Origin of the sequence: Serratia sp. CY27727, assembly GCF_052169275.1 — a bacterium.
Classification (GTDB): Bacteria; Pseudomonadota; Gammaproteobacteria; order Enterobacterales; family Enterobacteriaceae; genus Serratia; species Serratia sarumanii.
This window is the reverse complement of the sequence record NZ_JBJNLB010000002.1, coordinates 633398-654888: the sequence shown is the minus strand read 5'-3', so window position 1 is coordinate 654888 and position 21491 is coordinate 633398. Positions and strand designations below refer to the sequence as shown.

Sequence of the window (21491 nt, the reverse complement as noted above, 5' to 3'; positions counted from 1 at the left end):
GTGCTCACCTTCGACAGCACCCAGCTCACCGTCTGGCTCAGCCACTATTTTTGGCCGCTGCTGCGCATTCTGGCGCTGATCAGCACCGCGCCGGTATTCAGCGAAAAGCAAATCAGCAAAAAGGTCAAAATCGGCCTTGGCGGGCTGATCGTCATCCTGATCGCGCCGACGCTGCCCGCCAGCAATATCCCGATCTTCTCCGCCGCCGGCCTGTGGCTGGCGATTCAACAGATTCTGATCGGCGTGGCGCTGGGATTGACCATGCAGTTCGCCTTCGCGGCGGTGCGCCTGGCGGGCGAAGTGATCGGCATGCAGATGGGCCTGTCGTTCGCCACCTTCTTCGATCCCAGCGGCGGCCCGAACATGCCGGTGCTGGCGCGCCTGCTCAACCTGCTGGCGATGCTGCTGTTCCTCAGCTTCGACGGCCATCTGTGGCTGATTTCGCTGCTGGCGGACAGCTTCCACACCCTGCCTGTCCAAACGCAGCCGCTGAACGGCAACGGCTTCCTGGTGCTGACCCAGGTCGGCTCGCTGATCTTCATCAACGGCATGATGCTGGCGCTGCCGCTGATCTGCCTGCTGTTGACGCTGAACATGGCGCTCGGCTTGCTCAACCGCATGACGCCGCAGCTGTCGGTCTTCGTGATCGGTTTCCCGGTCACCATGACCTTCGGCATCATGACGCTGGGCATGATGATGCCGATGCTGGCGCCGTTCTGCGAACATCTGTTCGGTGAAATCTTCGATCGGCTGGCGGCGGTGATCGGCGGCATGACCTTCTGAATCCCTGCTCCGCCCCTTCTTTCCCCTCCCGCTTCCCTCTGAGACAAAATGGCAATAAAAACGCTTTCCTGGAACAAAAGCCTGAGAAACGTCTTTTATCCGGATTAAGGTTCAAATGTCTCCGGCGGCTTGAATAAATAAAACCCCGACCTAGAATAGACCCGGTAACAAAAAAAATATCGCCTTGCATCACCTTGATTTTCCGCGGCGATAAAATACGTTTATCTCGAGTGAAAAAAAATAAAAACAACCCCGTCACGCATTGTTAAATGCGCGGCAAATAACTGACCCCCTGAATAAATGCGTCCGGCGCCTGCCGGCTGCAGGGCGCAGCATCGACCTTTGCTAACCACAGGAGCGAGATCATGATTAAAGCGAAAAGCAACCGCAAGGCACGCCGGTTATTCGGTTTGACCCACTGGAAAAGCAACAAATTTAGAGTTTCTTTTACCGAGACGGCCGACGGCGGGAAATGGAAAGTGGTGAAGAAAAAGAAATAATACCGTACGGTTTTTAGCAAAACACTCCGGGTTGCGCCCGTATCCGGCCTCTGCTGCGCCATTCGACGCTGCACCGGGACGGCAACCCGGCTCCTGCCGTAACCGGCATTGATCACCCGTCGGCAAGCCATGTCGACATCCTGTGCATTTCATTGTCAGGAATGAAATAATGCAGCACGTCGCCTTCGCTGCCACGCTAAATTTAGAGATAATGCATTAATAATTTGATTTACTCACACCTCTTATTTATCCGCTGACAAGAAAAATCGATTTTGCCCCTTATTCCCCCAGCGTTATATTGAGAACGACCTTGCAGACAGCACGCTGCAAACCTCACCAAAATATAATCGGTGTAAATATGAAGATAAAATTTCAGCTGAGTGATTTATTTATCTCCGGCATTGCCCTCTTGATCATGAGCACCATTTTAAACACGTTGGGCTTTTCATGGGGTTTGTTTGTTCTGCCGCCTGGCGTCGATAGGTTTGTCATCATCCTGTTTACTTTGTTCGGGTCATTAAAACTGGCCGAGTATATCTGCAAACCCATACGGTGGCTGCTCAATGCAAGCCGCAAGCCTCAAATCAAAAACAACACCCCTAAAAATAACGCGAAGTCGCGTTAACAGGAGATCGACCTATGTTGAGAGAACTGACCAGCCGTAACGGCAGGGCGATTGGCACGGCGGCGGCCTCAGCCTTTGTCAACATAGGCAGTCAATGCACTAAAGGGTCCGGCAACGATCGCGGCGTGCCTTTCCGCTGACGCTTAAGGTGAATGGGAACACGCAGACAAAAAAAGGCGCGTCGCTCAGTCAGTAGTGGGAGAACAAGCGACGCGCCAAACGAGTGCGCCCGGTTTCAAGAAGCCTCCCTCCCCGCGGGGCGGAGAGGGTATTTTCTAAGCGCACTAAAGGGAAACCCGTCGCGGTCAGGCAACGGGGTATTGCTCTTAACGATTCATCTGGAACAGCGACATGCCCTGCATATCGCTGAAGGTTTTATACGACGCCTGCAGCGCCGCCTGCTGCATAAAGTAAGACGAAATAGACTCGGCCAGATCGGCATCCGTCAACGCGCTCATCTGGACCTGGTTGGTCATATCGCGCTCTTTGCCGATGCTGTCCAGCTGATCCATTTCCTGCAGCTGGCTGCCCAGCTCGGCGCGCACGCTCAGCACGTTGTTGTAAGAGTTGTCCAGGCCGCGGTTGGCTTTCGCCAGCGCATCGTTCACCTGCTGCCTGGTGGCCTCATCGGCGCCCTGCAGCGGGGTTTTCAGCGCGTTCAGCGCGATATCGATACTCTCGAACACATTGCTGACCGGCGCGCTGCCGTCAGGCTCGGGCTTGGGATTGCTGGTCAACGACATGAACACCGCGTTGCCGGTATGGCCGATGGTCATGGTGCGGTTGGCGTCCACTTTCTGCTGAACCGTCTTGTCGCCGCCCTGATAGCTGACGGTGCCGCCGTTGTCGACGAACGGCGCCTTGTCGTTCACGTATCCGCCGAACATATAGCGGCCGTTGCCGTCGGTGCTATTGGCCTGGTTCAGCAGCTGATCTTTCAGCCCCTGCAGCTGGGTGGCCAGCGACTGACGGTCGTTATCGCTTTCGGTGCCGCCGGCGCTGACGATCAGCGCCTTCATGTCCGCGATGGTGGACGTTGCGCCGGCCAAGACCGTTTCTTCCATCGACACGCTTTGGCGAGCGAAAGTGCGCGCCAGCGTGTATTGGCTGTTTTCCGCCTGCGACTGCGACAACATCACCGCGCGCGACGCCGCCAGCGGATCGTCGGACGGGTTGATCACCCGCTTGCCCGAGGAAAGCTGCTCGGCGGCCTTCATGAACAGCGACTGGTTGCCCGTGATGCCGTTCATGTTCTGTTGGTACATCATGCTGGTGCTCATGCGCATGCTGTGGGTTCCTTACTCTGAGCGGCCGGCGCCGTTATCGGCGCCGGTTAACAATAAAATCAACGAATATTCAGCAGCGCGTCGAACAGCGAGCTGGCGGTCTGGATCACCTGCGCGTTGGCCATGTAGTACTGCTGGAAACGCAGCAGCTCACCGTACTCTTCGTCGAGGTTGACGCCGGACATCGACTGCTGTTGCGCGCCCAGCTGCGTCACGATCTTGGCCTGCGACGTGGCGATGGCCTTGGCGGCAGCGGTCTGGTTGCCGACGCCGCTGACGATGCCGGCGTAAGCGCCGCTCAGGGTCGCCTTGCCGTCCACCAGGTTTTTGGTCTGCAGATCCAGCAGCTTCTTGGCGTTTTCGTTATCGCCGCGGCCGCTGTCGTCTTTACCGGCGGCGGCGATCTTGGATGAATCGGTGATGGCCACTTTCAGATTGCCCGCCACGTCGCTGACCGGCTTCACGGTGAAGCTGTCTTTGGCCTGCGCATTGCCGTCGATGCTCACTTCCAGCCCGTCGAAGTTCAGCGTCGGTTTGCCGTCGGCGCTGGTGCCCGGCGTGGCGTTGACTTTCACGTTGTCCGGCAGGCGGCTGACCTGCCAGTTGCTGCCGTCGAACTCGACGCGATAATCGTTGGCCTTCACCTTGCCGGTGTCGGTGTAAGCGACCGACAGCGACGCATCGCCGGTGTTGCGGGTGTTATCCACCACCCGGCCGCCGCTGAAGCTGAAGAAGTCGCCGCCCGCGTCGCCGTTCAGGTCGAAACCGGCGCGATGCTGCTGGTTGAAGCTGTCCGCCATCGCCAACGCCAACTGGCCCAGCTGATTGCGCACGCCGTCCAGCGTCTCGCTGCGGAATTTCAGCACGCCGCTCAGCGTGCCGCTGGTGATCTGGCCTTCCGGCACTTCGCTGGCGCCGTTGCCGCGGTTATAGCCGATGGTCAGACGGGAAGGATCGCTGCTGGAAGGCACGGCTTCCACCTGATAGGTGTTGCTGCCCTGCACCAGGGTCAAACCGTTGGCGAAGGAGACGGTATAGGCGTCGCCGTCCTGCTGCGTGACCTGTACGCCCACCAGTTGGTTCAACTCGGTAACCAGCTGATCGCGCTGATCCAGCAACGCATTCGGCTCGCCGCCGGCGCTGCCGCGCAAACGGGTGATCTCGTCGTTCAGCTTGGCGATCTGTTGGCTGTAGCTGTTGATCTGCTGCGCCGTATCGCTGATCTGCTGATTGACGCCGCTGTCCATGTCGCGCAGGAATTTGTCGGTGTTGTTGAACTGGTTCACCAGGCCGTTGGCCTTGCCCAGCACCGTCTGGCGCGCGGCGTCGTCACCGGCGTTGCTCACCAGGTTCTGCAGATTGGTGAAGAAATCCTGCATGTTGGTCGACAGCGGGTTGGTTTTGCTCGCCAACAGGTTGTCGATCTGCGAAATCTTCTCGTAATAGGCGTTTTGCGCCCCGAACGAACTCTGTGCGCCGCGCAGCTGGTTGGTGATGAACTGGTTGTACTCGCGGTTGACGCTGGTGACGGTGACGCCGTTGCCGATAAAGCCGCTCATGGTGGCCATGCCGCCGTTCTGCGCCAGGATCGCGGTCTGGCGGTTGTAGCCCGCCACGTTGTAGTTGGAGATGTTGTTGCTGACGGTACTGAGCGCCACCTGAGCCGCATTCAGCCCGCTCATCGCGGTATTGATTAAGCTATTGGACATCGGAATTCCTTATGCTGCGGCGCCGGTGGCCCACAGGGTTCAAATTGAGCTGCTGAGCCTGTTCGCTCAGCCTGTCTCGGTTATCGGCAAAAATGAGAAGAACTTGAGGAAAAAAAGCGGCAATGCGGTCAGCCTCCGGCCAGCCTTCATTACCGCCTATCCCCTCAATAATTGGCGGCGCAGCAAGGCGACAAGCATGACGGGGATTTAGAACAACTCGTTCAGATCGTGGGTATAGGCTTTGATCGCCTGTTCCCCCGCGCTCTTCATCTGCTGGATCACGCTGACCAGTTTGCTGGCGTACTGCGGGTCGGTGGCGTATCCGGCGCGCTGCAACGCATGCGCCGCCTGCTCCGGGCTGCGCGCGGCGGCCACGTCGGCGTAGCGCGGGTTGTTGGTCAGCAGTTTGACGTAATCAGCGATCGCTTCGACATACGAACCGTAAACGCGGAACTTCGCCTTCACCTTCTTCGCCGCGCCCTGTTCGAACTCGGTGGTGGTGATCTCCGTCACCGGCCCGTTCCAGCTGCCGCCGGCCTTGATGCCGAACAGGTTGTAGCTCGGCGTGCCGTCTGAGGTCGGGATCTCGCGCTGCCCCCAGCCGGACTCCAGCGCCGCCTGCGCGACGATCAGCTGATGCGGAATGCCGCTCTGCTGGCTGGCGACCTTCGCCGGTATCGACAGGCGAGCGACGAAGTTGCCGTTGTTGAGCGACAGCGGCGCGGCGGCCGGCGGGGCTTTCGGCATCGCGCGGCGCACCATCTGCTCCAGCGCCTGGTTCGGCAGCGTTTGCAGCACCTCGTTGTCCAGCGCCATCGGCGACAGGCCCGCCGTTTCGCTCGGCACCGTGTTGGCGTTGCTCATCTGCTTGACCATCATGTCCGCCAGCCCCAGCCCTTTTTGCGACATCTGCTGGGCGATTTGCTGGTCGTACATCGAGGTATAGAGCCGCGTTTGATCGCTGCTCAATACCCCGTCCTGCGGCAAGGCGGAACGCATGCTTTTCAGCATCATCTGCACGAACATGCCTTCCACCTGCTGGGCCACCTGCTTGAGGTTGCCCTGCGGGTCGGCCGCCGCATCACGCTTGAGGCCGTTCAGCGCCTGGGCGTCATAGGCCGCGCCCGACATCGCCATCAGATCGCCGGCCATCAGATGATTTCCAGCTTGGCGCGCAGGCAGCCGGCGCTCTGCATCGCCTGCAGGATCGACATCAGGTCGATCGGCGTGGCACCCAGCGCGTTCAGCGCGCGGATCACGTTGTTCAGGTTGGCGCTGGCGTTCACCTTCTGCAGCGATCCACCCTGTTGTTGCACCGAGATCTGGGTGTTTGGCGTCACCACCGTCTGGCCGCCGCCGAACGGCGTCGTCGGTTGGCTGACGGTGTTCTGCCGATCGACCACCACCGACAGGTTGCCCTGGGCGACGGCGCAAGAGTCGAGGATCACATCGCGGTTCATCACCACCGAACCGGTGCGCGAGTTGATGATCACTTTGGCGTCCATCGCGCCGACGTTGACGGTAATGTTTTGAATCTCCGCCAGGAAGCGCACCTGAGAGCTGTTGCCCTGCGGCACCAGCACCTGGATCGTGCGGGCGTCGAGCGGCGTCGCGGTGCCGCCGCCGCGTTGGCGGTTGATGGCGTCGCTGATCTGCTGCGCCAGCGTGAAATCTTCGTCGTTCAGCTGCAGGTTGAGAACGCCGCCGCTGCCGAAGGTGGTCGGCAGCTCACGCTCGATGGTGGCGCCGTTGCTGATGCGCCCGCCCGCCAGCTGGTTGACCTGCACGCTGCTGCCGCCGGCCGCCGCGCCCGCGCCACCGACCAGCACGTTGCCCTGCGCCAGCGCATAAACCTGGTTATCCACGCCTTTGAGCGGCGTCATCAGCAGGGTGCCGCCACGCAGGCTCTTGGCGTTGCCCATCGAAGAAACCACCACGTCGATGTTCTGCCCGGCGCGCGAGAACGGCGGCAGTTTGGCGGTCACCATCACCGCCGCCACGTTTTTCAGCTGCATGTTGGTGCCCGGCGGCACGGTGATGCCCAGCTGCGACAGCATGTTGCTCAGGCTTTGGGTGGTGAACGGCGTCTGCATGGTTTGGTCGCCGGAGCCGTCCAGCCCCACCACCAGGCCGTAGCCGATCAGGGCGTTGTCTCGCACGCCCTGCACCGTCACCAGATCGCGGATGCGCTCCGCCGCCGCCGGCAAGCACACCAGCCCGACGCACAGCGCGATAAACCATTTTTTCAGCATCAGTCAATCCTTAGAACGGTGAAACATTTAAGAAGAAGCGCTGCAGCCAGCCCATGGTCTGCGCTTCGTTGATATAGCCATTGCCGACGTATTCGATACGCGCGTCCGCCACCTGCGTCGAGGTCACCGAGTTGTTGCCGCTGATGGTGCGCGGATTGACGACGCCGGAGAAGCGGATGAATTCGGTGCCCTGGTTGATGGCGATCTGCTTTTCCCCCACCACGTGCAGGTTGCCGTTGGCCAGCACCTGGTTGACCGTCACCGTAATGGTGCCGTTGAAGGTGTTGTTGGCGTTGGCGCCGCCCTTGCCGCCGAAGGTGCTGTCGCCGGAAATGTCCATATCGGCGCGCGCATTGCCCAACAGGCCGTCGAGGTAACGCGGCGAGGTGGCGACGCCGAACTTGCTGGCGCCGTTGCGGCTGGCGTTGGCGGAGGAGCTTTTGCTGGCGCTGACGTTTTCCTGCAGCACGATGGTCAGGGTGTCGCCGACGTTGCGCGGACGGCGGTCTTCGAACAGCGGCTGGTAGCCGTAGTTCATCGGCTGCACCGTCTGGAAGATCGAGCCGTTCGGCATCGGCGCGCTGGCCGGCGCCGGTTGCGCCGTGGTCGCGCCGTCCACCAGCGGTTTGTGCGGGATATAGGCGCAGCCGCTCAGCGTCAGCATCACCATGCCCGCCAGCCAGCGTTGTCCCTGCCGCGGCAGGATTGCCATCGAATATGTGGTTACCACGGGTATCGCCTTTGTTTCACGAAAGAGAATGACGGGCGCGGCAAGCCGGGCCCGTCAATGACAGATTACAGTTGCGTCAGCTTTTGCAGCATCTGATCGGAGGTCGATACCGCTTTGCTGTTGATCTCGTAAGCGCGCTGAGTCTGGATCATGTTGACCAGCTCTTCCGCCACGTTGACGTTGGAGGTTTCCACGTAACCCTGATACAGCAAACCGGCGCCGTTCAGCCCCGGGGTGCTCTCGTTCGGCGCACCCGAGCTTTCGGTTTCCTGGTACAGGTTCTCGCCCACGCTCTCCAGACCACTGTCGTTGACGAACGTGGTCAGCGTCAGTTGGCCCACCTGCTGGGCGGCGGTTTGCCCCTGCTGGGTGACGCTGACGATGCCGTCGCGGCCGACGGTGATGGACAGCGCGTTAGCCGGAATGGTGATCGCCGGCTGCACCTGGAAACCGCTGGAGGTCACCAGTTGGCCGTTCTGATCGATCTGGAACGACCCGTCGCGGGTATAGGCCTGGGTGCCGTCCGGCAGCATCACCTGGAAGAAACCCTGCCCCTTAATGGCGACGTCTTTACTGTTGTTGGTCTGCGACAGGTTGCCCTGGCTGTGCAAACGCTCGGTCGCCACCGGACGGACGCCGGTGCCGATCTGCAGGCCGGAAGGCAGCGTGGTCTGCTCGGAGGACTGCGCCCCCGGCTGACGCATGGTCTGGTACAGCAGATCTTCAAATACCGCACGCTGGCGTTTGAAGCCGTTGGTGCTGACGTTCGCCAGGTTGTTGGCGATCACGTCCATGTTGGTCTGCTGCGCGTCCAGACCGGTTTTGGCAATCCATAAGGATGGAATCATCGGTTATTTCCTTGCTGCTTAACTCAATGAGAGCAGTGAGTTGGCACGCTGTTCGTTTTCATCCACGCTGTGGATGACCTTCATTTGCATTTCAAAACGGCGGGCGTTGGCGATCATGTCGACCATGGTCTCCATCGGCTTGACATTGCTGCCCTCCAGCACGCCCGGCATCACCCGCACCTGCGGATCGTTTTGCAACTGATTGCCGCGCTGCTGTTGGGTTTCCGGCGTCAGGCGGAACAGCCCGTCGTCACCGCGCATCACTTCGCGCGCATCGGCCTTCACCAGCTTCAGGCGGCCGATCTGCGCGATGGTATTCGGCGGATCGCCGGCGTTCAGCGCCGAAATGGTGCCGTCGGCCGCGATGGTGATCTCCGCCGACGGCGGCACCTCGATCGGGCCGCCGTCACCCATCACCGGCAGCCCCTGCACCGTCAACTGCCCGGTGGAGGAGATCTGAATGTTGCCGTTGCGGGTATAGGCCTCACCGCCGCCCGGCAGGCTCACCGCCAGGAAACCGTCCTGCTGCAGCGCCACGTCCAGCGGACGCGCGGTGTAGTTCAGCGCCCCCTGGCTCATGTCGGCGCCCGGCGTCGACGCGGTCACCAAGGTGCGCGTGGCCAGGCTTGGCCCGTCGACCGGCACCGCGCGCAATGCGGCGAGCTGGGCGCGAAAGCCCGGCGTCGACGCGTTGGCCAGGTTGTTGGCGGTGATGGACTGCTGCTCCAGCGTTTGGCGCGCCGCGCCCATCGCGGTATAAATCGCGTGATCCATAACTCGGCCCTATTAGCGCAGGCTAACCAGCGTCTGCAGGATGGAGTCCTGCGTCTTGATGGTCTGGGCGTTGGACTGGTAGTTACGCTGCGCGACGATCATGTTCACCAGTTCCTGGCTCAGATCGACGTTGGAAGATTCCAGCGCGCCGCTGGTCAGCTTACCGAAGCCGCCACCGCCCGACAGACCGACGCGCGGCTGACCGGACGCGCCGGTTTCCTGCCAAACGTTATCGCCCTGCGACGCCAGCCCTTCCGGGTTGGAGAAGTTGGCCATGACGATCTGGCCCAGCACCTGGGTCTGCTGGTTGGAGTAGATGCCCACGACGGTGCCGTCGTTGTTGATTTGGAAGTTGGTGTATTCACCGGCGGCATAGCCGTCTTGCGCCACTTTGCTCACCGAGTCGCTGCCCACGTTCTGCTGCATGCTGCCGGCGAAGCTCAGGGTGAAGTTTTGCGCCGGCGCGCCGTCTTTGGCAGTCATCGGGATCACCATGCTGAACTCGCCCGGCGCGCCGTTGGTGCTGGTGGTTTTCACCAGGTTGCCGCTGGTGCTGAACTCCATGGTGCCGGCGTTCACTGGCGCGGCGCTGCCGTCCTGGGTATAGACCTGCCACTTGTTGTCGTCGGTCTTGACGAAGTAGGCGTTGATGTTGTGCGCGTTGCCCAGCGAGTCGTAAGCGGTGATGGTGTTGACGTAGTTGTAGCTGTCCTGCTTGGTCGGATCGAAGGTCTTGTTCTCCGGCACCTTATGAGTGGACTTCAGGTTGGTCACCATCTCGCCGGAAGTGGACGCCTTGGCGTTCATCATGCCTTCAGGAATGCTCAGCGGCACCGGGTTTGCGCCCTGCTGGATGGTCGGCGGGGAACCGGCCGCCGGATAACCGGTCAGCTGCAGGCCCTGCATGTTGGTCAGGTTACGGTTCTCGTCCAGCTTGAACTGGCCGTTGCGGGTATAGAAGATGCCGCCGTCTTTATCCTGCATGCGGAAGAAGCCGTTGCCGTTGATGGCGATATCCAGCGCACGGCTGGTGCCGGTGGTGGTGCCGCCCTTGAAGTTCTGGGTGATGCCGGACACCTTGACGCCCAGCCCAACCTGCGAACCGGCGAACATGTCGGCGAAGGAGACGCTGCCGGATTTGAAGCCCGCGGTCGCGGAGTTGGCGATGTTGTTACCGATCACGTCCAGATTGGTTGCTGCCGCGTTCAAGCCGCTGACTGCCTGAGAAAAGGCCATGTTATTCTCCGAATAGTGGTCAGGCTATCGTCCGATTGAGCCTGATGCTTAGGGTTATAAGATCTGTCGCACGTCTTCCAGGGTGGCGTTGCCGGCCAGGCCGAGATCCAATTTGGCGCCGTTGCCGTCGCGGATCACGCCGTTGACCAGCCCGAAGTGCAGGCTGCGCGCCACCAGCTGCTCGCCGTTGCCTTTGGCGTTAACCGCCACTTTGTAGGCGCCGTCAGGCGCGGTGGTGCCGTCATCCAGCGAACCGTCCCAGGTGAAGGCGTGTACGCCGGCGGTCAGGCCGCCGATTTCGATGGTGCGCACCACCTGCCCGCTGGCGTTGGTGATGGTGGCGGTCACCTGATCGGCGGCGCGCTCCAGTTCCACGCCGAACGGCGTGGTGCTGACCTTGCCGTCCTTGCTGCCGACCAGAATGTTGTTGCCCGGCACCATTACGCCGTGACCGATCAGCGCAGTCGCCTGCAGCGACTGATTGCTGTTGATCTGGCCGGAGATCGACCCCAGCGTGGTGTTGAGCTTTTCGATGCCCTGAACGGTGTTGATCTGCGCCAGCTGCGAAGTCAGTTCGTTGTTCTGCATCGGATTGGTCGGATCCTGGTTTTTCAACTGCGCCACCAGCAGCGTCAGGAAGCTGTTGTGCAGATCTTGGCTGTTGGTATTTTTGCTGTTGTTACCGATGACGGTGTTGTCCAACGACTCGTTGGTGGTTGCGGCGATAGCCATGGGAACCTCCGGTTACTGACCCAGCGTCAGGGTTTTCATCATCATCGACTTGGTGGTGTTGAGCACCTCGACGTTGGCCTGGTAGCTGCGGGAAGCGGAGATGGTGTTGACCATTTCGCCCACCACGTCGACGTTCGGCATGCGCACGTAACCCTTGGCGTCCGCCAGTGGGTTGCCCGGCTGGTACACCAGACGCTCGGGTGCCGGATCGTCCACCACCTGGGCGACGCGCACGCCGCCGGTCGGCTGCCCGGGCGCCGCCGCGACCTGGAACACCACCTGCTTGGCGCGGTAAGGCTCGCCGTCCGGGCCGGTCACGCTGTCGGCGTTGGCCATGTTGCTGGCGCTGACGTTCATGCGCTGGGATTGCGCCGATAGCGCCGAGCCGGAGATATCAAAAATGTTCAGTAAAGACATGCGCCTTATCCTTGTTGCAGCACGGACATCATCCCTTTGATCTGCCCGTTGAGCAGCGTCAGGTCGGTCTGATATTTCAGGCTGTTATCGGCAAAGTTGGTGCGTTCGCGATCCATGTCCACCGTGTTGCCGTCCATCGATGGCTGGTCCGGCACCCGGTACAACAGATCGAGCTGCGGCGGCTGCAGGGTCTGCGCCGGGATGTGGCGCGCCGCCGTCAGGTTCAGCGACATGCCGTTGCCGTTGACGCGCCCTTGTTCCAGCACTTTGTTCAATTGGCTGGCGAAATCGATATCCCGCGCCTGATAACCCGGTGTGTCTGCGTTGGCGATGTTGGCGGCCAGAATTTCCTGCCGCTGGGCGCGCAAGTTCAGCGCCTCTTGGCCAAAGCGCAGAGCCGCGTCCAGTTTGTCGAGCATGCTCCCTCCGCGAGGTTAGAATTTGGAGTCGACAGCATAAACGCCCGCTGCGCCACCCTATCGCGGGAATAAACGCAAAATGGGGCGCTATTTATCTGCTTAGCCTGCGCGCGCTGCGGGTACACTTACGCGTATCCCGATGAGGCTTGAGAAGATGACGATGAAAGGTAAAATGCTGCTGCTTATCGGCCTGCTGTGCAGTCTGAACGCGCGCGCCGACGATCTGGCGACGCAAATCGAAAGCTTCATCCAAGGCAAGTTCAGCGGCGAGCCGGTGCAGGTGAAAGTGCGGGTGCGCACGCCGCCGGCCCAGTGGCCCGCCTGCGAACTGCCGCAGCTATCGCTGCCGCCCAACGCGCGGATCGGCGGCAACGTCAGCATTTCGGCGCGCTGTGGCCAGGAGCGGCGTTTTATCCAAACGCAGGTGCAGGTGTTCGGCCGCTATCTGGTTTCGGCGCGCGGCATCAGCGCCGGCAGCCGGTTGACCGCGGCGGATCTGACGTTGAAAGAAGGCCGGCTCGATACCCTGCCGCCGCGCGCGCTGACCGAAGCGGGCAAAGCGTTGGGCGCCGTCAGCCTGCGCAACATCAGCCCCGGCCAACCGCTGACCCTCGCCATGCTGCGCCGGGCCTGGATTATCAAGGCCGGGCAATCGGTACAGGTCAACGCGCAGGGCGAAGGATTCAACATCAGCGGTTCGGGTAAGGCGATGAACAACGCCGCCGCCGAAGACAGCGTGCGGGTGCGCATGGCGTCCGGGCAGATCGTCAGCGGCGTGGTCGGGGACGACGGCGCGATCCGCATTACGTTATAAAAAAGTAAAGGTTCCGCAAACCTTGCCGATAAGACAAATCAAGCAGCATTTTATTGGCCAGCAGGGCCGCAACACTTTCATTGCAGCGTCGTCGCCCCCGAGCGGTCACGGCGTAAACGGAGATGGACCATGAGTATCGATCGCACCCAGCGGTTACAGCCGGTTTCCACTGTGCAACCGCGTGAAACCCCGGCCGACAACCCGCTCCAACCGCGTAAGGCCGCCGTGGCCGAAACGGCCGTCAGCGGCACGCAGGTCAAGCTGAGCGAGGCGCAGGCGCGCCTGATGCAGCCGGGCACCCAGGATATCGATATGGGCCGGGTCGAGGCCATCAAGCAGGCGATCCGCAGCGGCGAACTGAAGATGGACGCCGGCAAAATCGCCGACGCGCTGCTGCAAGACGCGCAGAGCGACATTCAATGGATCGCCGGGCGCGACTGACGGCGCGGCGGCGAGTAGCGGTAAAGGATAAGTCATCACTATGGAAAACCTGGCACAACTGCTGGATAAACTGTTGGAAACGCTGCAGGCGCTCAATGGCGTGCTGGAAGAAGAGCACGACTTGCTGTGTTCCGGCCAGTTGCCCGGCGTCGCGCTGCAGCGCGTAACCGATGCCAAAAGCCAGCTGCTGGCGACGGTCGCCTACCTCGAGCAACAGCGCCTGGGGCAGGAAAAAGCCTGCGGGCAACGCGCGCCCTACGCCAGCCATGCGCCCCTGGCCGATCGCTGGCAACGCGTTCAACTGCTGAGCCAAACGCTGCGCGAAAAGAATCAGCACAATGGCCTGCTGCTCAATCAGCAGATCGACCATAACGCTCAGGCGCTGGCGATCCTGAGCAAGAACAATAAATCGCTGTATGGCCCGGACGGCCAGTCGCACGCCGGCAGCCTGCTCGGCAGAAAAATCGGCGTCTGACCTGACTCATTTCGCCCGGTGAACGCACCGCCGGGCGCGGGTTTCCCCGGTTATGCGCAGCCTCTCGCATTTTCTTCTTACCGCTTTCTGAATTCCCTTAACGCTATGCGCCAGGCTGCGCATGCCGTGAATTTGGCTGTTTCTTTCCCTTTGGCCGCTTGTCACCCTGTGGTTATTTTTAAACCACTTGAAATATACCCTTAACGGGTATAGATTCGCAGGGAGAGCGAATGGCCGATATTTATCTCACCAAAACCTTTCTGGGTTTTGCCGCGCGCGAGCGCATCAGCGACGCCACGATAGTGAAAGCGGCGCGAGAGATGCAACGTCAGCTGTACGACGCCAATCTTGGCGGTTGCGTATACAAAAAGCGCATCGCTCGGACGGGTGCGGGCAAACGGGGCGGCTACCGGGTACTGATCGTTTTTCGCGATGAAGAACGCCTGTTTTTTATGCGCGGCTTTGCCAAAAGCGAGAGAGAAAACATCAGTACGGATGAGTTACAAGGATTGAAACATCTGGCTGCGCTGTATCTGGATTATTCGCCATTCAGACTTTACCAGCTGGTCAACAACAAGGAATTACGGAGGCTAAGCGATGAGTAAAATTCTTGCCGAGATCCACCAGGAAGTTCAGGGCCTGCACCGCGCCGGTTTCGTCGACGACGTGACCATGCGCACCTTCGACATGCTGTGCCTGCGGCCGGTGAAACAGTTCGGGCCGGCCGAGATCCGCGCATTGCGCGAACGCGAAAACGTCAGTCAGCCGGTGTTTGCGCTGTATCTCAACGTCAGCAAAAAGGCGGTGCAGAAATGGGAGCGCGGCGAAGCGCAACCGAACTCCGCCGCGATGAAACTGTTGACGCTGGTGGAACGCAACGGCCTGGCGATCCTGGCCTGAGGCGCCCCTCCCGCCACTTCGCTCACCGGATGAGGTCGGCAGCCGTCGGCCAGAAAATCGATGTTGAAATCAGAACACATTAAACAGCCCTCGATACAACAAGGAACTATCCGATGTATATTATCGATTCTATTAATTGCTTCATATCGAGAGCCAGCGAATCGGCCTATTGAATAAAACGCTTCAGGGTATTTATATTCATACCATAAATGCCCGTAGCTTACATTTACCTTACCTGTTTTTGTTACTTAAACGGCGTCAATTTAGACGCTCGCAGCTTATAAAGCTCATTGTTTTTCGCTTTAAACTGCCCATCGATAATACCGCCATACCAATCGCCATACATCGGATTCGGGAAGATAATAAAACGCTGGCCAAATTCTTGCTGCACATCCTCCATCATTTTATTCCTTTCAGCCTGGCTTTTACCTTTTGAATCAATAAAGTCAGCCAGATTGTCGCCAAAATACAGCACGACGTCATACTGGCTTTCCAACGCGTCGCGACGACTCTGTTTACCCTGCATCTCCGGTGTTTTTAACAACAGATTTTCTTTTTTCGCCTGAGGCAAATTAATGCGGCGTAAATTTTTTAGCGTCACGTCAATCTGCGACTGCTTTCTGTCACTCAGGTAGAAAATGGTAACGCCGTTTTCATCGGCAAACCTCAGGAAATCGATAGCGCCGGGCACGGCTTCCGCCGCTGCCATGTCGACCCATTCGTCCCAACCGTCAAGCAAAAACGACTGGTTCTTTATCAACCAGGCCTGGTGCGGGCTGTCATCCAGCACGGTCTCATCAAGATCCAGCACGACGGCACGCGGCTTCTCCGATTTATTCTTTAATTCCTGCTCAAGTCGGAGCTTGCCCAACTGATACCCTTGATAAAAAGCCGCCCGTGCCTCTGCCGCATTCTGATACCACAATACCGACATGGCGAATTGTTCCGTGAGGCAACTGGCGGGCAGTTCAGTCCGGGAAGGATCGCAGTGATTATTTGACGAAGCGGTGAAAGCCACGCATAAAAGTAATAATGGCATGTATGATTTTAAAATTTTCATAGATACTCCATATAAGTTTAATTTTATGAGAGTACGGCGAGGATTATTTATATAGTTAATACATTGCGCATAATTTACTGAGGGACGGGTAAATTAATGCGCTTCACGCACGTTTAATCTTCATAAATTTGAAGATTAAGCGGAAATTACAATAAAACAAAGAGAGAAACAACGTATAAAAATAGGATTATGACTGTTGTCACACAAACAGGCTCCAGATTGTGCCGCGCGACAAAGGCGGCCGTGAGTCTTGAATTTCCAGGCTCATTTTATCGCTTAAGCATAACGCCGGCCGGCGCCAAACTACCCCACCGAACCGGGCGGCGATCTATTCGTAATTGACGATCACCTGATTGCCAATCACCCGCAGCGGCGGGTTCAGCCCGCCTTGCGACTGCACGTAATAGACAAAGCGCAATTCCGCATTGGCCGGTTCGCCCTGCAGACCGTTGCTGCTGCCGCTGCCGCCGCCGAGCGGAATGCAGCGGTTTACCGTGCAGAGCTGGGCCTGCAGCCCGGCCGGCTCCTGCCCCAGCAAACGGTAGCGCCAGCTGACGCGGGTGATGCGCGCATTGGCGTCCGGCAGCGCGTTCGGCGGCCGCAAAGCGGCGGACTCATCGCGCATGCCGCCCTGTTCCAACGTCACGCCCGCCCCTTCGGCCACCCAAGAGCCGGACACCGCGCCGGCAGTCAACGGGGCCAGCAAACACAGCACGAACAGACAGCGTTTCATCAAGCGGCTCCGATGGTCGAGGTCATGCGAATCTGGCGATCGTCGTTGATCTCGAGGTTGGACAGCACCACGAGCTGCGGCAGGCTGCGACGCAGGAAGCGCGCCAGTAAAGGCCGCAGCGCATGGTTAACCAACAGCACCGGCGGCGCGCTGAGCATCTCTTGCCGCTGCAGCGCCTGGCGCGCCTGCTCCAGCAGGCGATCGGCCAGCCCCGGCTCCAGACCGCCGCCGCCCTGCAACGCCTGCAGCAACAGACGCTCCAGTTGGGTATCCAGACCGATGACCTGAATCTCGCCGTTGCCCGGGAACCACTGCTGCGTGATCGCCCGGCCCAGCGCCACTCGCACCACGGTGGTCAGTTCATAAGGATCGCTCTGCGCCGGAGCGTGCTCCGCCAACGTTTCGACAATGGTGCGCATATCGCGGATGGAGACGCGCTCGGCCAGCAGGTTTTGCAGCACCTTGTGCAGCGTGGTCAGTGATACCACGCCCGGCACGAAGTCTTCGGTCAGCTTCGGCATTTCCTGCGACACGCGATCCAGCAACTGTTGGGTTTCCTGGCGGCCAAACAGCTCGCTGGCGAACTGGCCGATCAGGTGGTTGAGGTGTGTCGCCACCACGGTGCTGGCTTCCACCACGGTAAAGCCCTGGATCTGCGCCTGCTCGCGCAAGGCACTGTCGATCCACACCGCCTCGAGCCCAAAGGCCGGATCGACGGTTTTGTCTCCCGCCAGCTCGCCCACGGCATTGCCGGGGTTGATCGCCAGCCAGCGGCCCGGCTGCGCTTCACCGCTGCCGATTTCGACGCCTTTCATCAGGATGCGGTAGCTGGCTGGCGGCAGTTCCAGGTTGTCGCGAATGTGTACCACCGGCGGCAGATAGCCCATGTCCTGCGCGAATTTCTTGCGGATACCGCGAATACGGCCCAGCAGCTCGCCGTTCTGTTGAAAATCGACCATCGGAATCAACCGATAGCCCACCTCCATCCCCAGCGGATCTTCCAACTGCACGTCGGCCCAGCTGGCCTCGGCGGCCTGCGGGTTGTCCGGCATCACTGGCTCTTCAACCGCTCTCGGCGCCTGTTGTTCACGGCCGCGCAGCCACCAGGCCAGGCCCAGCAAAGCGGCGGTAAACAGCAGGAACACCAGGTTCGGCATGCCCGGTACCAGGCCCAATAGCCCGAGCACCCCGGCGCTCAACAGCATCACGCGCGGATTGTTGAACAGCTGGCCCACCATCTGCTCGCCGACGTCCTGATCGGTCGCGACGCGGGTGACGATAACACCGGCGGCGGTGGAGATCACCAGCGCCGGGATCTGCGCCACCAGGCCGTCGCCGATGGTCAGCAGCGTATAGCTTTCCGCCGCCGCCCCCAGCTCCATGCCGTGTTGCACCACGCCGACCAACAGGCCGCCGACCACGTTCAGCACCATGATCATCAGGCCGGCGATGGCGTCGCCGCGCACGAATTTACTGGCGCCGTCCATCGAGCCGTAGAAATCGGCCTCCTGGGTGACTTCGGCGCGGCGTTTCTTCGCTTCGTCCTCGCCGATCAACCCGGCGTTCAGGTCTGCGTCGATCGCCATCTGCTTACCCGGCATGCCGTCCAGCACAAAGCGCGCGCCCACTTCGGCGATACGCCCCGCCCCCTTGGTGATCACCATGAAGTTGATCAACACCAGGATGATGAACACCACGATACCGATGGCGAAGTTGCCGCCCACCAGGAAATGGCCGAAGGCCTCCACCACGCGGCCGGCGGCGGCGGAACCGGTGTGCCCTTCCAGCAAGATGATGCGCGTCGACGCGACGTTGAGCGACAAACGCAGCAACGTTGAGAACAGCAGAATGGTCGGGAAGGCGGCGAATTCGAGCGTGCGCTGGGTGAACATCGCCACCAGCAGCACCATGATCGACAGCGCGATGTTGAAGGTAAACAGCAGGTCGAGGATAAACGCCGGCAACGGCAGCACCATCATCGACAGGATCAGCAGGATCAACACCGGGCCGGCCAACACCTGCCACTGCGTATCTTTAAAATTGCCCGGCAAACGAAGCAGGGAGGCCAAATTAGCCATCAGAGTCACTCTCTTTTGCAAAATCCAGTGCTTCCGGCACCGGTAAACGTTCAGGTTTTTTCGGGATCAGGCCGCCCTCGCGCCGCCAGCGGCGTAGCTGGTACACCCAGGCCAGCACTTCGGCGACCGCGGCATACAGGGTGGCCGGAATATGTTGCCCAATCTCGCTGTGTCGATACAGCGCACGCGCCAGCGGCGGCGCTTCCAGCATCGGGATGCGGTGTTCCGCGCCGAGCTCGCGGATGCGCAAGGCGATTTCACCGGCGCCCTTGGCCAGCACTTTCGGCGCACTCATTTTCTTATCGTTGTACTGCAACGCGACGGCGTAGTGCGTCGGGTTGGTGACGATCACGTCCGCCTTGGGCACATCGGCCATCATGCGGCGCCGGGCGATCGCCCGCTGCTGCTGACGAATGCGCCCCTTGACGTGCGGATCCCCCTCCTGATCCTTGAATTCGTCGCGAATATCCTGCTTGGTCATCTTCAGCTTTTTGAAGTGGCTCCACAGCTGGTAGAACACGTCGAACGCCACCATCGGCGTCAATCCCAGCACCACCAGAAAACCGCAGAACAGAATCATCTGCAGCGCATTGCCCAACGCGTCGAGCGGCTGCTGGGTCATCAGATGCAACATCGCCGCCCAGTTGTGCCACAGATAGAGGCCGGTCACCCAGCCGACCAGCGTCGCTTTCAGGATCCCTTTCAGCAGCTCGGCCAGCACCTGGCTGGAAAAGATGCGTTTCAACCCGGACAACGGGTTCAGCCGTTTCAAGTCGAACTTGATCGACTTGCCGCTGAACAGGATGCCCCCCAACAGCATCGGCGCGGCGAGCGCCACCAGCACCAGCCCCGCCATGATCGGCAACAGCGCCAGCACCGCCTGGCGCAGCAACATGCCCAGCTGGCGCAGCATCTGTTTATCATTGCTGACCATGCCGTGGTCGAAGTTCAAGCCCTGCGTGAGCATCGCCGCCAACTGTTGCGCCATGTTGCTGCCGGACATCAGGATGATCGCCAGGCCCGAGAGCAGCATCAGTACCGAGGTCAGTTCGCGGGAACGCGGGATCTGGCCGTCTTCACGCGCCTTCTCCAGCCTGTGGGGCGTGGGGGCCTCGCTTTTTTCCAGATCGCTGTCTTCAGCCACGAAACGCCGTTCCTGTGTCGGGAGGGTAAAGAATGGCGGTCAGCATGCCAAAAAATTGGCGATGTCATTGACGGAACAACGGGGGAAAAGGCGGGTTATTTAGGGGATGAGACAATCAAGGGGGAGACATTACAACCAATTTTCCAGCCGCAAACCCTCAACGCGCTCAAATTCGCGTCGATTATTGGTCACCAGGATCAATCCTTCGCTGCGCGCATGCCCGGCGATATGTAGATCGTTTACGCCAATAGGCGTTCCCTGGCGTTCCAGCGCAGCCCGGATGTTGCCGTAGTGCGATGCCGCTTTGGCGCTGTAATCGAGAATGTCCAATCGGGAGACAAAATCCTCAACCACTCTGGCGTTCACCGCTGGGCGAGCGCTTTTCTCCACCCCGTGAACCAATTCGCCATAGGTGATTGACGAAATGACCATTTTACCTGCATAGCGATTGAATGCCTCCAGCACTTCCAGCGGCCGGCGCTTAATGACATAGATAACAATGTTGGTGTCCAGCATATGACTGAACATCAAAAATCTTCCCGCTCGCGCTGGTGCTGCCCGGCACGTTCATTGAGGAAATCATCGCTCACCTCATTTTCCGCACAGAAGAAACTGTCCCAGGTATTCTCCAGGGGGGCAAGAATGCGCTCTTTGCCCACTACGCGGACGGTCACTTTAGAAACGGTATCAGGGAAACGCACCTCTGCAGGCAAGCGTACAGCCTGTGTCCGATTATTGGTAAAGACAGAACCTAACGTCATGGCAACCTCCTTTAACTGGAGTACAAATTATAACCGCCATGATGTATATAGCAACGCTATATACATCAATCTTTGCGGGGCACAGCGCAACTTTCGGGGCGCGCCGCTGCGCGCCCCGATAAGCCTCAGAAACCGAGGCTGTCGAGCAGATCGTCGACCTGCGCCTGGTTGGCGATCACGCCGACGCCGTTCTGATCGAGCTGCGGGCCGTTCAGCAGGCTGTCGTTCGGCCGTTTTTCCTTCACCGGCTGCTCCGGCATGTTTTCCATCAGCACCATCAGCAGCTGCTTTTCGATCTCCTGCACCACGTCCATCATGCGCTTGATCACCTGACCGGTCAGATCCTGGAAGTCCTGCGCCATCATGATCTCCAGCAGCTGGGCGTTGGTGAAGGCCGTATGGCCCGGCACCTGATCCAGATACTGGCGCGTGTCGTTGACCAGAGAACGCGCGTCGTCCAGTTCGATAGGATTGGCGAACCACTCGTCCCAGCGCCCCTTCAACGCGTTGGCGCCGGATTCCAGCTCCGCCTGGCGCGGTTGCGCCGCCTCCACGCAGTTCAACGCCCGTTCCGCCGCCTGCGCCGTCATGGTTACGACATAGTCAAGACGGTCGCGCGCATCCGGGATCGCCTCTGCCGCCTGGGCGATCGCCTGATCGAGCCCCAGTTCGCGCATGCTGTCGCGCAGCATTCGGGTCAGTTGGCCGATGCGGGAGATGATCTCTCCCGCGGTCGCTGCATCGCTGGCAGGCATTGGAATGTCTCTCATCGCC

At 60.0% G+C, this 21491-nt stretch carries 27 protein-coding genes; 9 read left to right on the top strand and 18 right to left on the bottom strand.

The genetic code is table 11. The features are described from left to right. The 3 genes from fliR to ACJ8HB_RS07955 all read left to right on the top strand — a co-directional run bounded on the left by fliR (nucleotide 1) and on the right by ACJ8HB_RS07955 (nucleotide 1908). Nucleotides 1-783 carry a flagellar biosynthetic protein FliR gene (gene fliR, locus ACJ8HB_RS07965; RefSeq protein WP_094859942.1) on the top strand — a complete coding sequence of 261 codons (783 nt, stop codon included), beginning with the start codon at nucleotides 1-3 and terminating at the stop codon, nucleotides 781-783. Between the two features lie 365 nt (nucleotides 784-1148). Continuing rightward, complete coding sequence (sra, locus tag ACJ8HB_RS07960; protein ID WP_086556932.1) at nucleotides 1149-1283, top strand: stationary-phase-induced ribosome-associated protein; 135 nt, start codon at nucleotides 1149-1151, stop codon at nucleotides 1281-1283. Between the two features lie 358 nt (nucleotides 1284-1641). Continuing rightward, complete coding sequence (locus ACJ8HB_RS07955) at nucleotides 1642-1908, top strand: hypothetical protein (RefSeq protein ID WP_041038027.1); 267 nt, start codon at nucleotides 1642-1644, stop codon at nucleotides 1906-1908. A gap of 326 nt (nucleotides 1909-2234) precedes the next feature. Here ACJ8HB_RS07955 and flgL read toward each other — a convergent pair whose 3' ends face one another. Together flgL and flgK are read right to left on the bottom strand one after the other, a co-directional pair. Beyond that, nucleotides 2235-3194: a flagellar hook-associated protein FlgL gene (gene flgL, locus ACJ8HB_RS07950; protein WP_041035613.1), complete on the bottom strand. Its 960-nt coding sequence runs from the start codon at nucleotides 3192-3194 to the stop codon at nucleotides 2235-2237. Between the two features lie 59 nt (nucleotides 3195-3253). Further along, entirely contained in the window at nucleotides 3254-4903 is a 1650-nt protein-coding gene (flgK, locus tag ACJ8HB_RS07945) for a flagellar hook-associated protein FlgK (RefSeq protein WP_033634988.1), read from the bottom strand. On the opposite strand from flgK, the gene ACJ8HB_RS07940 reads away from it, so the two are divergent. After that, nucleotides 4896-5114 (top strand): hypothetical protein, encoded by a 219-nt coding sequence (locus tag ACJ8HB_RS07940; RefSeq protein WP_033653639.1) that lies wholly within the window; start codon nucleotides 4896-4898, stop codon nucleotides 5112-5114. The genes flgK and ACJ8HB_RS07940 overlap by 8 nt on opposite strands. Here ACJ8HB_RS07940 and flgJ read toward each other — a convergent pair. The 9 genes from flgJ to flgB all read right to left on the bottom strand — a co-directional run bounded on the left by flgJ (nucleotide 5111) and on the right by flgB (nucleotide 12311). Next, nucleotides 5111-6055, bottom strand: a complete 945-nt coding sequence (flgJ, locus tag ACJ8HB_RS07935) for a flagellar assembly peptidoglycan hydrolase FlgJ (protein ID WP_033653638.1) — start codon at nucleotides 6053-6055, stop codon at nucleotides 5111-5113. The genes ACJ8HB_RS07940 and flgJ overlap by 4 nt on opposite strands. Then, nucleotides 6055-7155 carry a flagellar basal body P-ring protein FlgI gene (locus ACJ8HB_RS07930; protein ID WP_004934816.1) on the bottom strand — a complete coding sequence of 367 codons (1101 nt, stop codon included), beginning with the start codon at nucleotides 7153-7155 and terminating at the stop codon, nucleotides 6055-6057. Before ACJ8HB_RS07930 ends, flgJ begins: the two co-directional genes overlap by 1 nt. 10 nt (nucleotides 7156-7165) lie before the next feature. Further along, entirely contained in the window at nucleotides 7166-7867 is a 702-nt protein-coding gene (flgH, locus tag ACJ8HB_RS07925; RefSeq protein ID WP_004934817.1) for a flagellar basal body L-ring protein FlgH, read from the bottom strand. 83 nt (nucleotides 7868-7950) lie between these two features. Next, nucleotides 7951-8733: a flagellar basal-body rod protein FlgG gene (flgG, locus tag ACJ8HB_RS07920; protein ID WP_004934819.1), complete on the bottom strand. Its 783-nt coding sequence runs from the start codon at nucleotides 8731-8733 to the stop codon at nucleotides 7951-7953. Between the two features lie 18 nt (nucleotides 8734-8751). After that, complete coding sequence (locus ACJ8HB_RS07915) at nucleotides 8752-9507, bottom strand: flagellar basal body rod protein FlgF (RefSeq protein ID WP_033647783.1); 756 nt, start codon at nucleotides 9505-9507, stop codon at nucleotides 8752-8754. A gap of 12 nt (nucleotides 9508-9519) precedes the next feature. Beyond that, complete coding sequence (flgE, locus tag ACJ8HB_RS07910; protein WP_033634993.1) at nucleotides 9520-10743, bottom strand: flagellar hook protein FlgE; 1224 nt, start codon at nucleotides 10741-10743, stop codon at nucleotides 9520-9522. Nucleotides 10744-10797: 54 nt separating this feature from the next. Next, a complete protein-coding gene (flgD, locus tag ACJ8HB_RS07905) occupies nucleotides 10798-11475 on the bottom strand; it encodes a flagellar hook assembly protein FlgD (protein ID WP_033634994.1) in 678 nt (225 codons plus the stop codon). Nucleotides 11476-11487: 12 nt separating this feature from the next. Continuing rightward, nucleotides 11488-11892, bottom strand: a complete 405-nt coding sequence (gene flgC / locus ACJ8HB_RS07900; RefSeq protein WP_004934826.1) for a flagellar basal body rod protein FlgC — start codon at nucleotides 11890-11892, stop codon at nucleotides 11488-11490. Between the two features lie 5 nt (nucleotides 11893-11897). After that, complete coding sequence (flgB, locus tag ACJ8HB_RS07895) at nucleotides 11898-12311, bottom strand: flagellar basal body rod protein FlgB (protein WP_033634995.1); 414 nt, start codon at nucleotides 12309-12311, stop codon at nucleotides 11898-11900. Between the two features lie 160 nt (nucleotides 12312-12471). Here flgB and flgA point away from each other — a divergent pair, with 160 nt between their 5' ends. From flgA to ACJ8HB_RS07870, 5 genes are all read left to right on the top strand, one after another. Beyond that, entirely contained in the window at nucleotides 12472-13125 is a 654-nt protein-coding gene (flgA, locus tag ACJ8HB_RS07890) for a flagellar basal body P-ring formation chaperone FlgA (RefSeq protein ID WP_033634996.1), read from the top strand. A 129-nt stretch (nucleotides 13126-13254) separates the two neighbouring features. Next, nucleotides 13255-13566, top strand: coding sequence for a flagellar biosynthesis anti-sigma factor FlgM (flgM, locus tag ACJ8HB_RS07885; protein ID WP_033653635.1), 312 nt, complete (start codon nucleotides 13255-13257; stop codon nucleotides 13564-13566). A 40-nt stretch (nucleotides 13567-13606) separates the two neighbouring features. Next, complete coding sequence (locus ACJ8HB_RS07880; RefSeq protein WP_033634998.1) at nucleotides 13607-14041, top strand: flagella synthesis protein FlgN; 435 nt, start codon at nucleotides 13607-13609, stop codon at nucleotides 14039-14041. A 230-nt stretch (nucleotides 14042-14271) separates the two neighbouring features. After that, nucleotides 14272-14646, top strand: a complete 375-nt coding sequence (locus ACJ8HB_RS07875; protein ID WP_047571546.1) for a type II toxin-antitoxin system RelE/ParE family toxin — start codon at nucleotides 14272-14274, stop codon at nucleotides 14644-14646. Then, complete coding sequence (locus ACJ8HB_RS07870; protein ID WP_047571545.1) at nucleotides 14639-14941, top strand: helix-turn-helix domain-containing protein; 303 nt, start codon at nucleotides 14639-14641, stop codon at nucleotides 14939-14941. The genes ACJ8HB_RS07875 and ACJ8HB_RS07870 overlap by 8 nt, the downstream gene beginning before the upstream one ends. A 244-nt stretch (nucleotides 14942-15185) precedes the next feature. On the opposite strand, the gene ACJ8HB_RS07865 is transcribed toward ACJ8HB_RS07870, so the two are convergent. The 7 genes from ACJ8HB_RS07865 to cheZ all read right to left on the bottom strand — a co-directional run bounded on the left by ACJ8HB_RS07865 (nucleotide 15186) and on the right by cheZ (nucleotide 21487). Continuing rightward, entirely contained in the window at nucleotides 15186-16001 is an 816-nt protein-coding gene (locus ACJ8HB_RS07865) for a 5'-nucleotidase, lipoprotein e(P4) family (protein WP_047571544.1), read from the bottom strand. A 328-nt stretch (nucleotides 16002-16329) separates the two neighbouring features. Further along, nucleotides 16330-16734 carry a flagellar protein FlhE gene (locus tag ACJ8HB_RS07860; RefSeq protein WP_047571543.1) on the bottom strand — a complete coding sequence of 135 codons (405 nt, stop codon included), beginning with the start codon at nucleotides 16732-16734 and terminating at the stop codon, nucleotides 16330-16332. Then, nucleotides 16734-18812: a flagellar biosynthesis protein FlhA gene (flhA, locus tag ACJ8HB_RS07855; protein ID WP_033635001.1), complete on the bottom strand. Its 2079-nt coding sequence runs from the start codon at nucleotides 18810-18812 to the stop codon at nucleotides 16734-16736. The genes ACJ8HB_RS07860 and flhA overlap by 1 nt, the downstream gene beginning before the upstream one ends. Beyond that, a complete protein-coding gene (gene flhB / locus ACJ8HB_RS07850; RefSeq protein ID WP_015378261.1) occupies nucleotides 18805-19956 on the bottom strand; it encodes a flagellar biosynthesis protein FlhB in 1152 nt (383 codons plus the stop codon). The genes flhA and flhB overlap by 8 nt, the downstream gene beginning before the upstream one ends. A gap of 129 nt (nucleotides 19957-20085) precedes the next feature. Further along, the gene (gene vapC / locus ACJ8HB_RS07845) at nucleotides 20086-20484 is read right to left on the bottom strand and encodes a type II toxin-antitoxin system tRNA(fMet)-specific endonuclease VapC (RefSeq protein WP_033640020.1); all 399 of its coding nucleotides are present in this window, start codon (nucleotides 20482-20484) and stop codon (nucleotides 20086-20088) included. Next, nucleotides 20484-20717: a type II toxin-antitoxin system VapB family antitoxin gene (gene vapB / locus ACJ8HB_RS07840; protein ID WP_041035628.1), complete on the bottom strand. Its 234-nt coding sequence runs from the start codon at nucleotides 20715-20717 to the stop codon at nucleotides 20484-20486. Before vapB ends, vapC begins: the two co-directional genes overlap by 1 nt. 125 nt (nucleotides 20718-20842) lie before the next feature. After that, nucleotides 20843-21487, bottom strand: a complete 645-nt coding sequence (gene cheZ / locus ACJ8HB_RS07835; RefSeq protein WP_004934858.1) for a protein phosphatase CheZ — start codon at nucleotides 21485-21487, stop codon at nucleotides 20843-20845. Nucleotides 21488-21491 lie beyond the last annotated feature (4 nt).

Excerpts from the sequence above, each read along its gene's own strand:
- flgL (WP_041035613.1), bottom strand. The coding sequence starts at position 3,194 with ATGCGCATGAGCACCAGCATGATGTACCAACAGAACATGAACGGCATC.
- vapB (WP_041035628.1), bottom strand. The coding sequence starts at position 20,717 with ATGACGTTAGGTTCTGTCTTTACCAATAATCGGACACAGGCTGTACGC.
- flgJ (WP_033653638.1), bottom strand. The coding sequence starts at position 6,055 with ATGGCCGGCGATCTGATGGCGATGTCGGGCGCGGCCTATGACGCCCAG.
- ACJ8HB_RS07955 (WP_041038027.1), top strand. The coding sequence starts at position 1,642 with ATGAAGATAAAATTTCAGCTGAGTGATTTATTTATCTCCGGCATTGCC.
- ACJ8HB_RS07880 (WP_033634998.1), top strand. The coding sequence starts at position 13,607 with ATGGAAAACCTGGCACAACTGCTGGATAAACTGTTGGAAACGCTGCAG.
- ACJ8HB_RS07915 (WP_033647783.1), bottom strand. The coding sequence starts at position 9,507 with ATGGATCACGCGATTTATACCGCGATGGGCGCGGCGCGCCAAACGCTG.
- flgH (WP_004934817.1), bottom strand. The coding sequence starts at position 7,867 with ATGGCAATCCTGCCGCGGCAGGGACAACGCTGGCTGGCGGGCATGGTG.
- flgB (WP_033634995.1), bottom strand. The coding sequence starts at position 12,311 with ATGCTCGACAAACTGGACGCGGCTCTGCGCTTTGGCCAAGAGGCGCTG.
- vapC (WP_033640020.1), bottom strand. The coding sequence starts at position 20,484 with ATGTTCAGTCATATGCTGGACACCAACATTGTTATCTATGTCATTAAG.
- flgC (WP_004934826.1), bottom strand. The coding sequence starts at position 11,892 with ATGTCTTTACTGAACATTTTTGATATCTCCGGCTCGGCGCTATCGGCG.
- flgK (WP_033634988.1), bottom strand. The coding sequence starts at position 4,903 with ATGTCCAATAGCTTAATCAATACCGCGATGAGCGGGCTGAATGCGGCT.
- cheZ (WP_004934858.1), bottom strand. The coding sequence starts at position 21,487 with ATGAGAGACATTCCAATGCCTGCCAGCGATGCAGCGACCGCGGGAGAG.
- flgE (WP_033634993.1), bottom strand. The coding sequence starts at position 10,743 with ATGGCCTTTTCTCAGGCAGTCAGCGGCTTGAACGCGGCAGCAACCAAT.
- flgM (WP_033653635.1), top strand. The coding sequence starts at position 13,255 with ATGAGTATCGATCGCACCCAGCGGTTACAGCCGGTTTCCACTGTGCAA.
- ACJ8HB_RS07875 (WP_047571546.1), top strand. The coding sequence starts at position 14,272 with ATGGCCGATATTTATCTCACCAAAACCTTTCTGGGTTTTGCCGCGCGC.
- sra (WP_086556932.1), top strand. The coding sequence starts at position 1,149 with ATGATTAAAGCGAAAAGCAACCGCAAGGCACGCCGGTTATTCGGTTTG.
- flgG (WP_004934819.1), bottom strand. The coding sequence starts at position 8,733 with ATGATTCCATCCTTATGGATTGCCAAAACCGGTCTGGACGCGCAGCAG.
- ACJ8HB_RS07865 (WP_047571544.1), bottom strand. The coding sequence starts at position 16,001 with ATGAAAATTTTAAAATCATACATGCCATTATTACTTTTATGCGTGGCT.
- ACJ8HB_RS07860 (WP_047571543.1), bottom strand. The coding sequence starts at position 16,734 with ATGAAACGCTGTCTGTTCGTGCTGTGTTTGCTGGCCCCGTTGACTGCC.
- flhA (WP_033635001.1), bottom strand. The coding sequence starts at position 18,812 with ATGGCTAATTTGGCCTCCCTGCTTCGTTTGCCGGGCAATTTTAAAGAT.
- ACJ8HB_RS07870 (WP_047571545.1), top strand. The coding sequence starts at position 14,639 with ATGAGTAAAATTCTTGCCGAGATCCACCAGGAAGTTCAGGGCCTGCAC.
- flgD (WP_033634994.1), bottom strand. The coding sequence starts at position 11,475 with ATGGCTATCGCCGCAACCACCAACGAGTCGTTGGACAACACCGTCATC.
- ACJ8HB_RS07930 (WP_004934816.1), bottom strand. The coding sequence starts at position 7,155 with ATGCTGAAAAAATGGTTTATCGCGCTGTGCGTCGGGCTGGTGTGCTTG.
- flgA (WP_033634996.1), top strand. The coding sequence starts at position 12,472 with ATGAAAGGTAAAATGCTGCTGCTTATCGGCCTGCTGTGCAGTCTGAAC.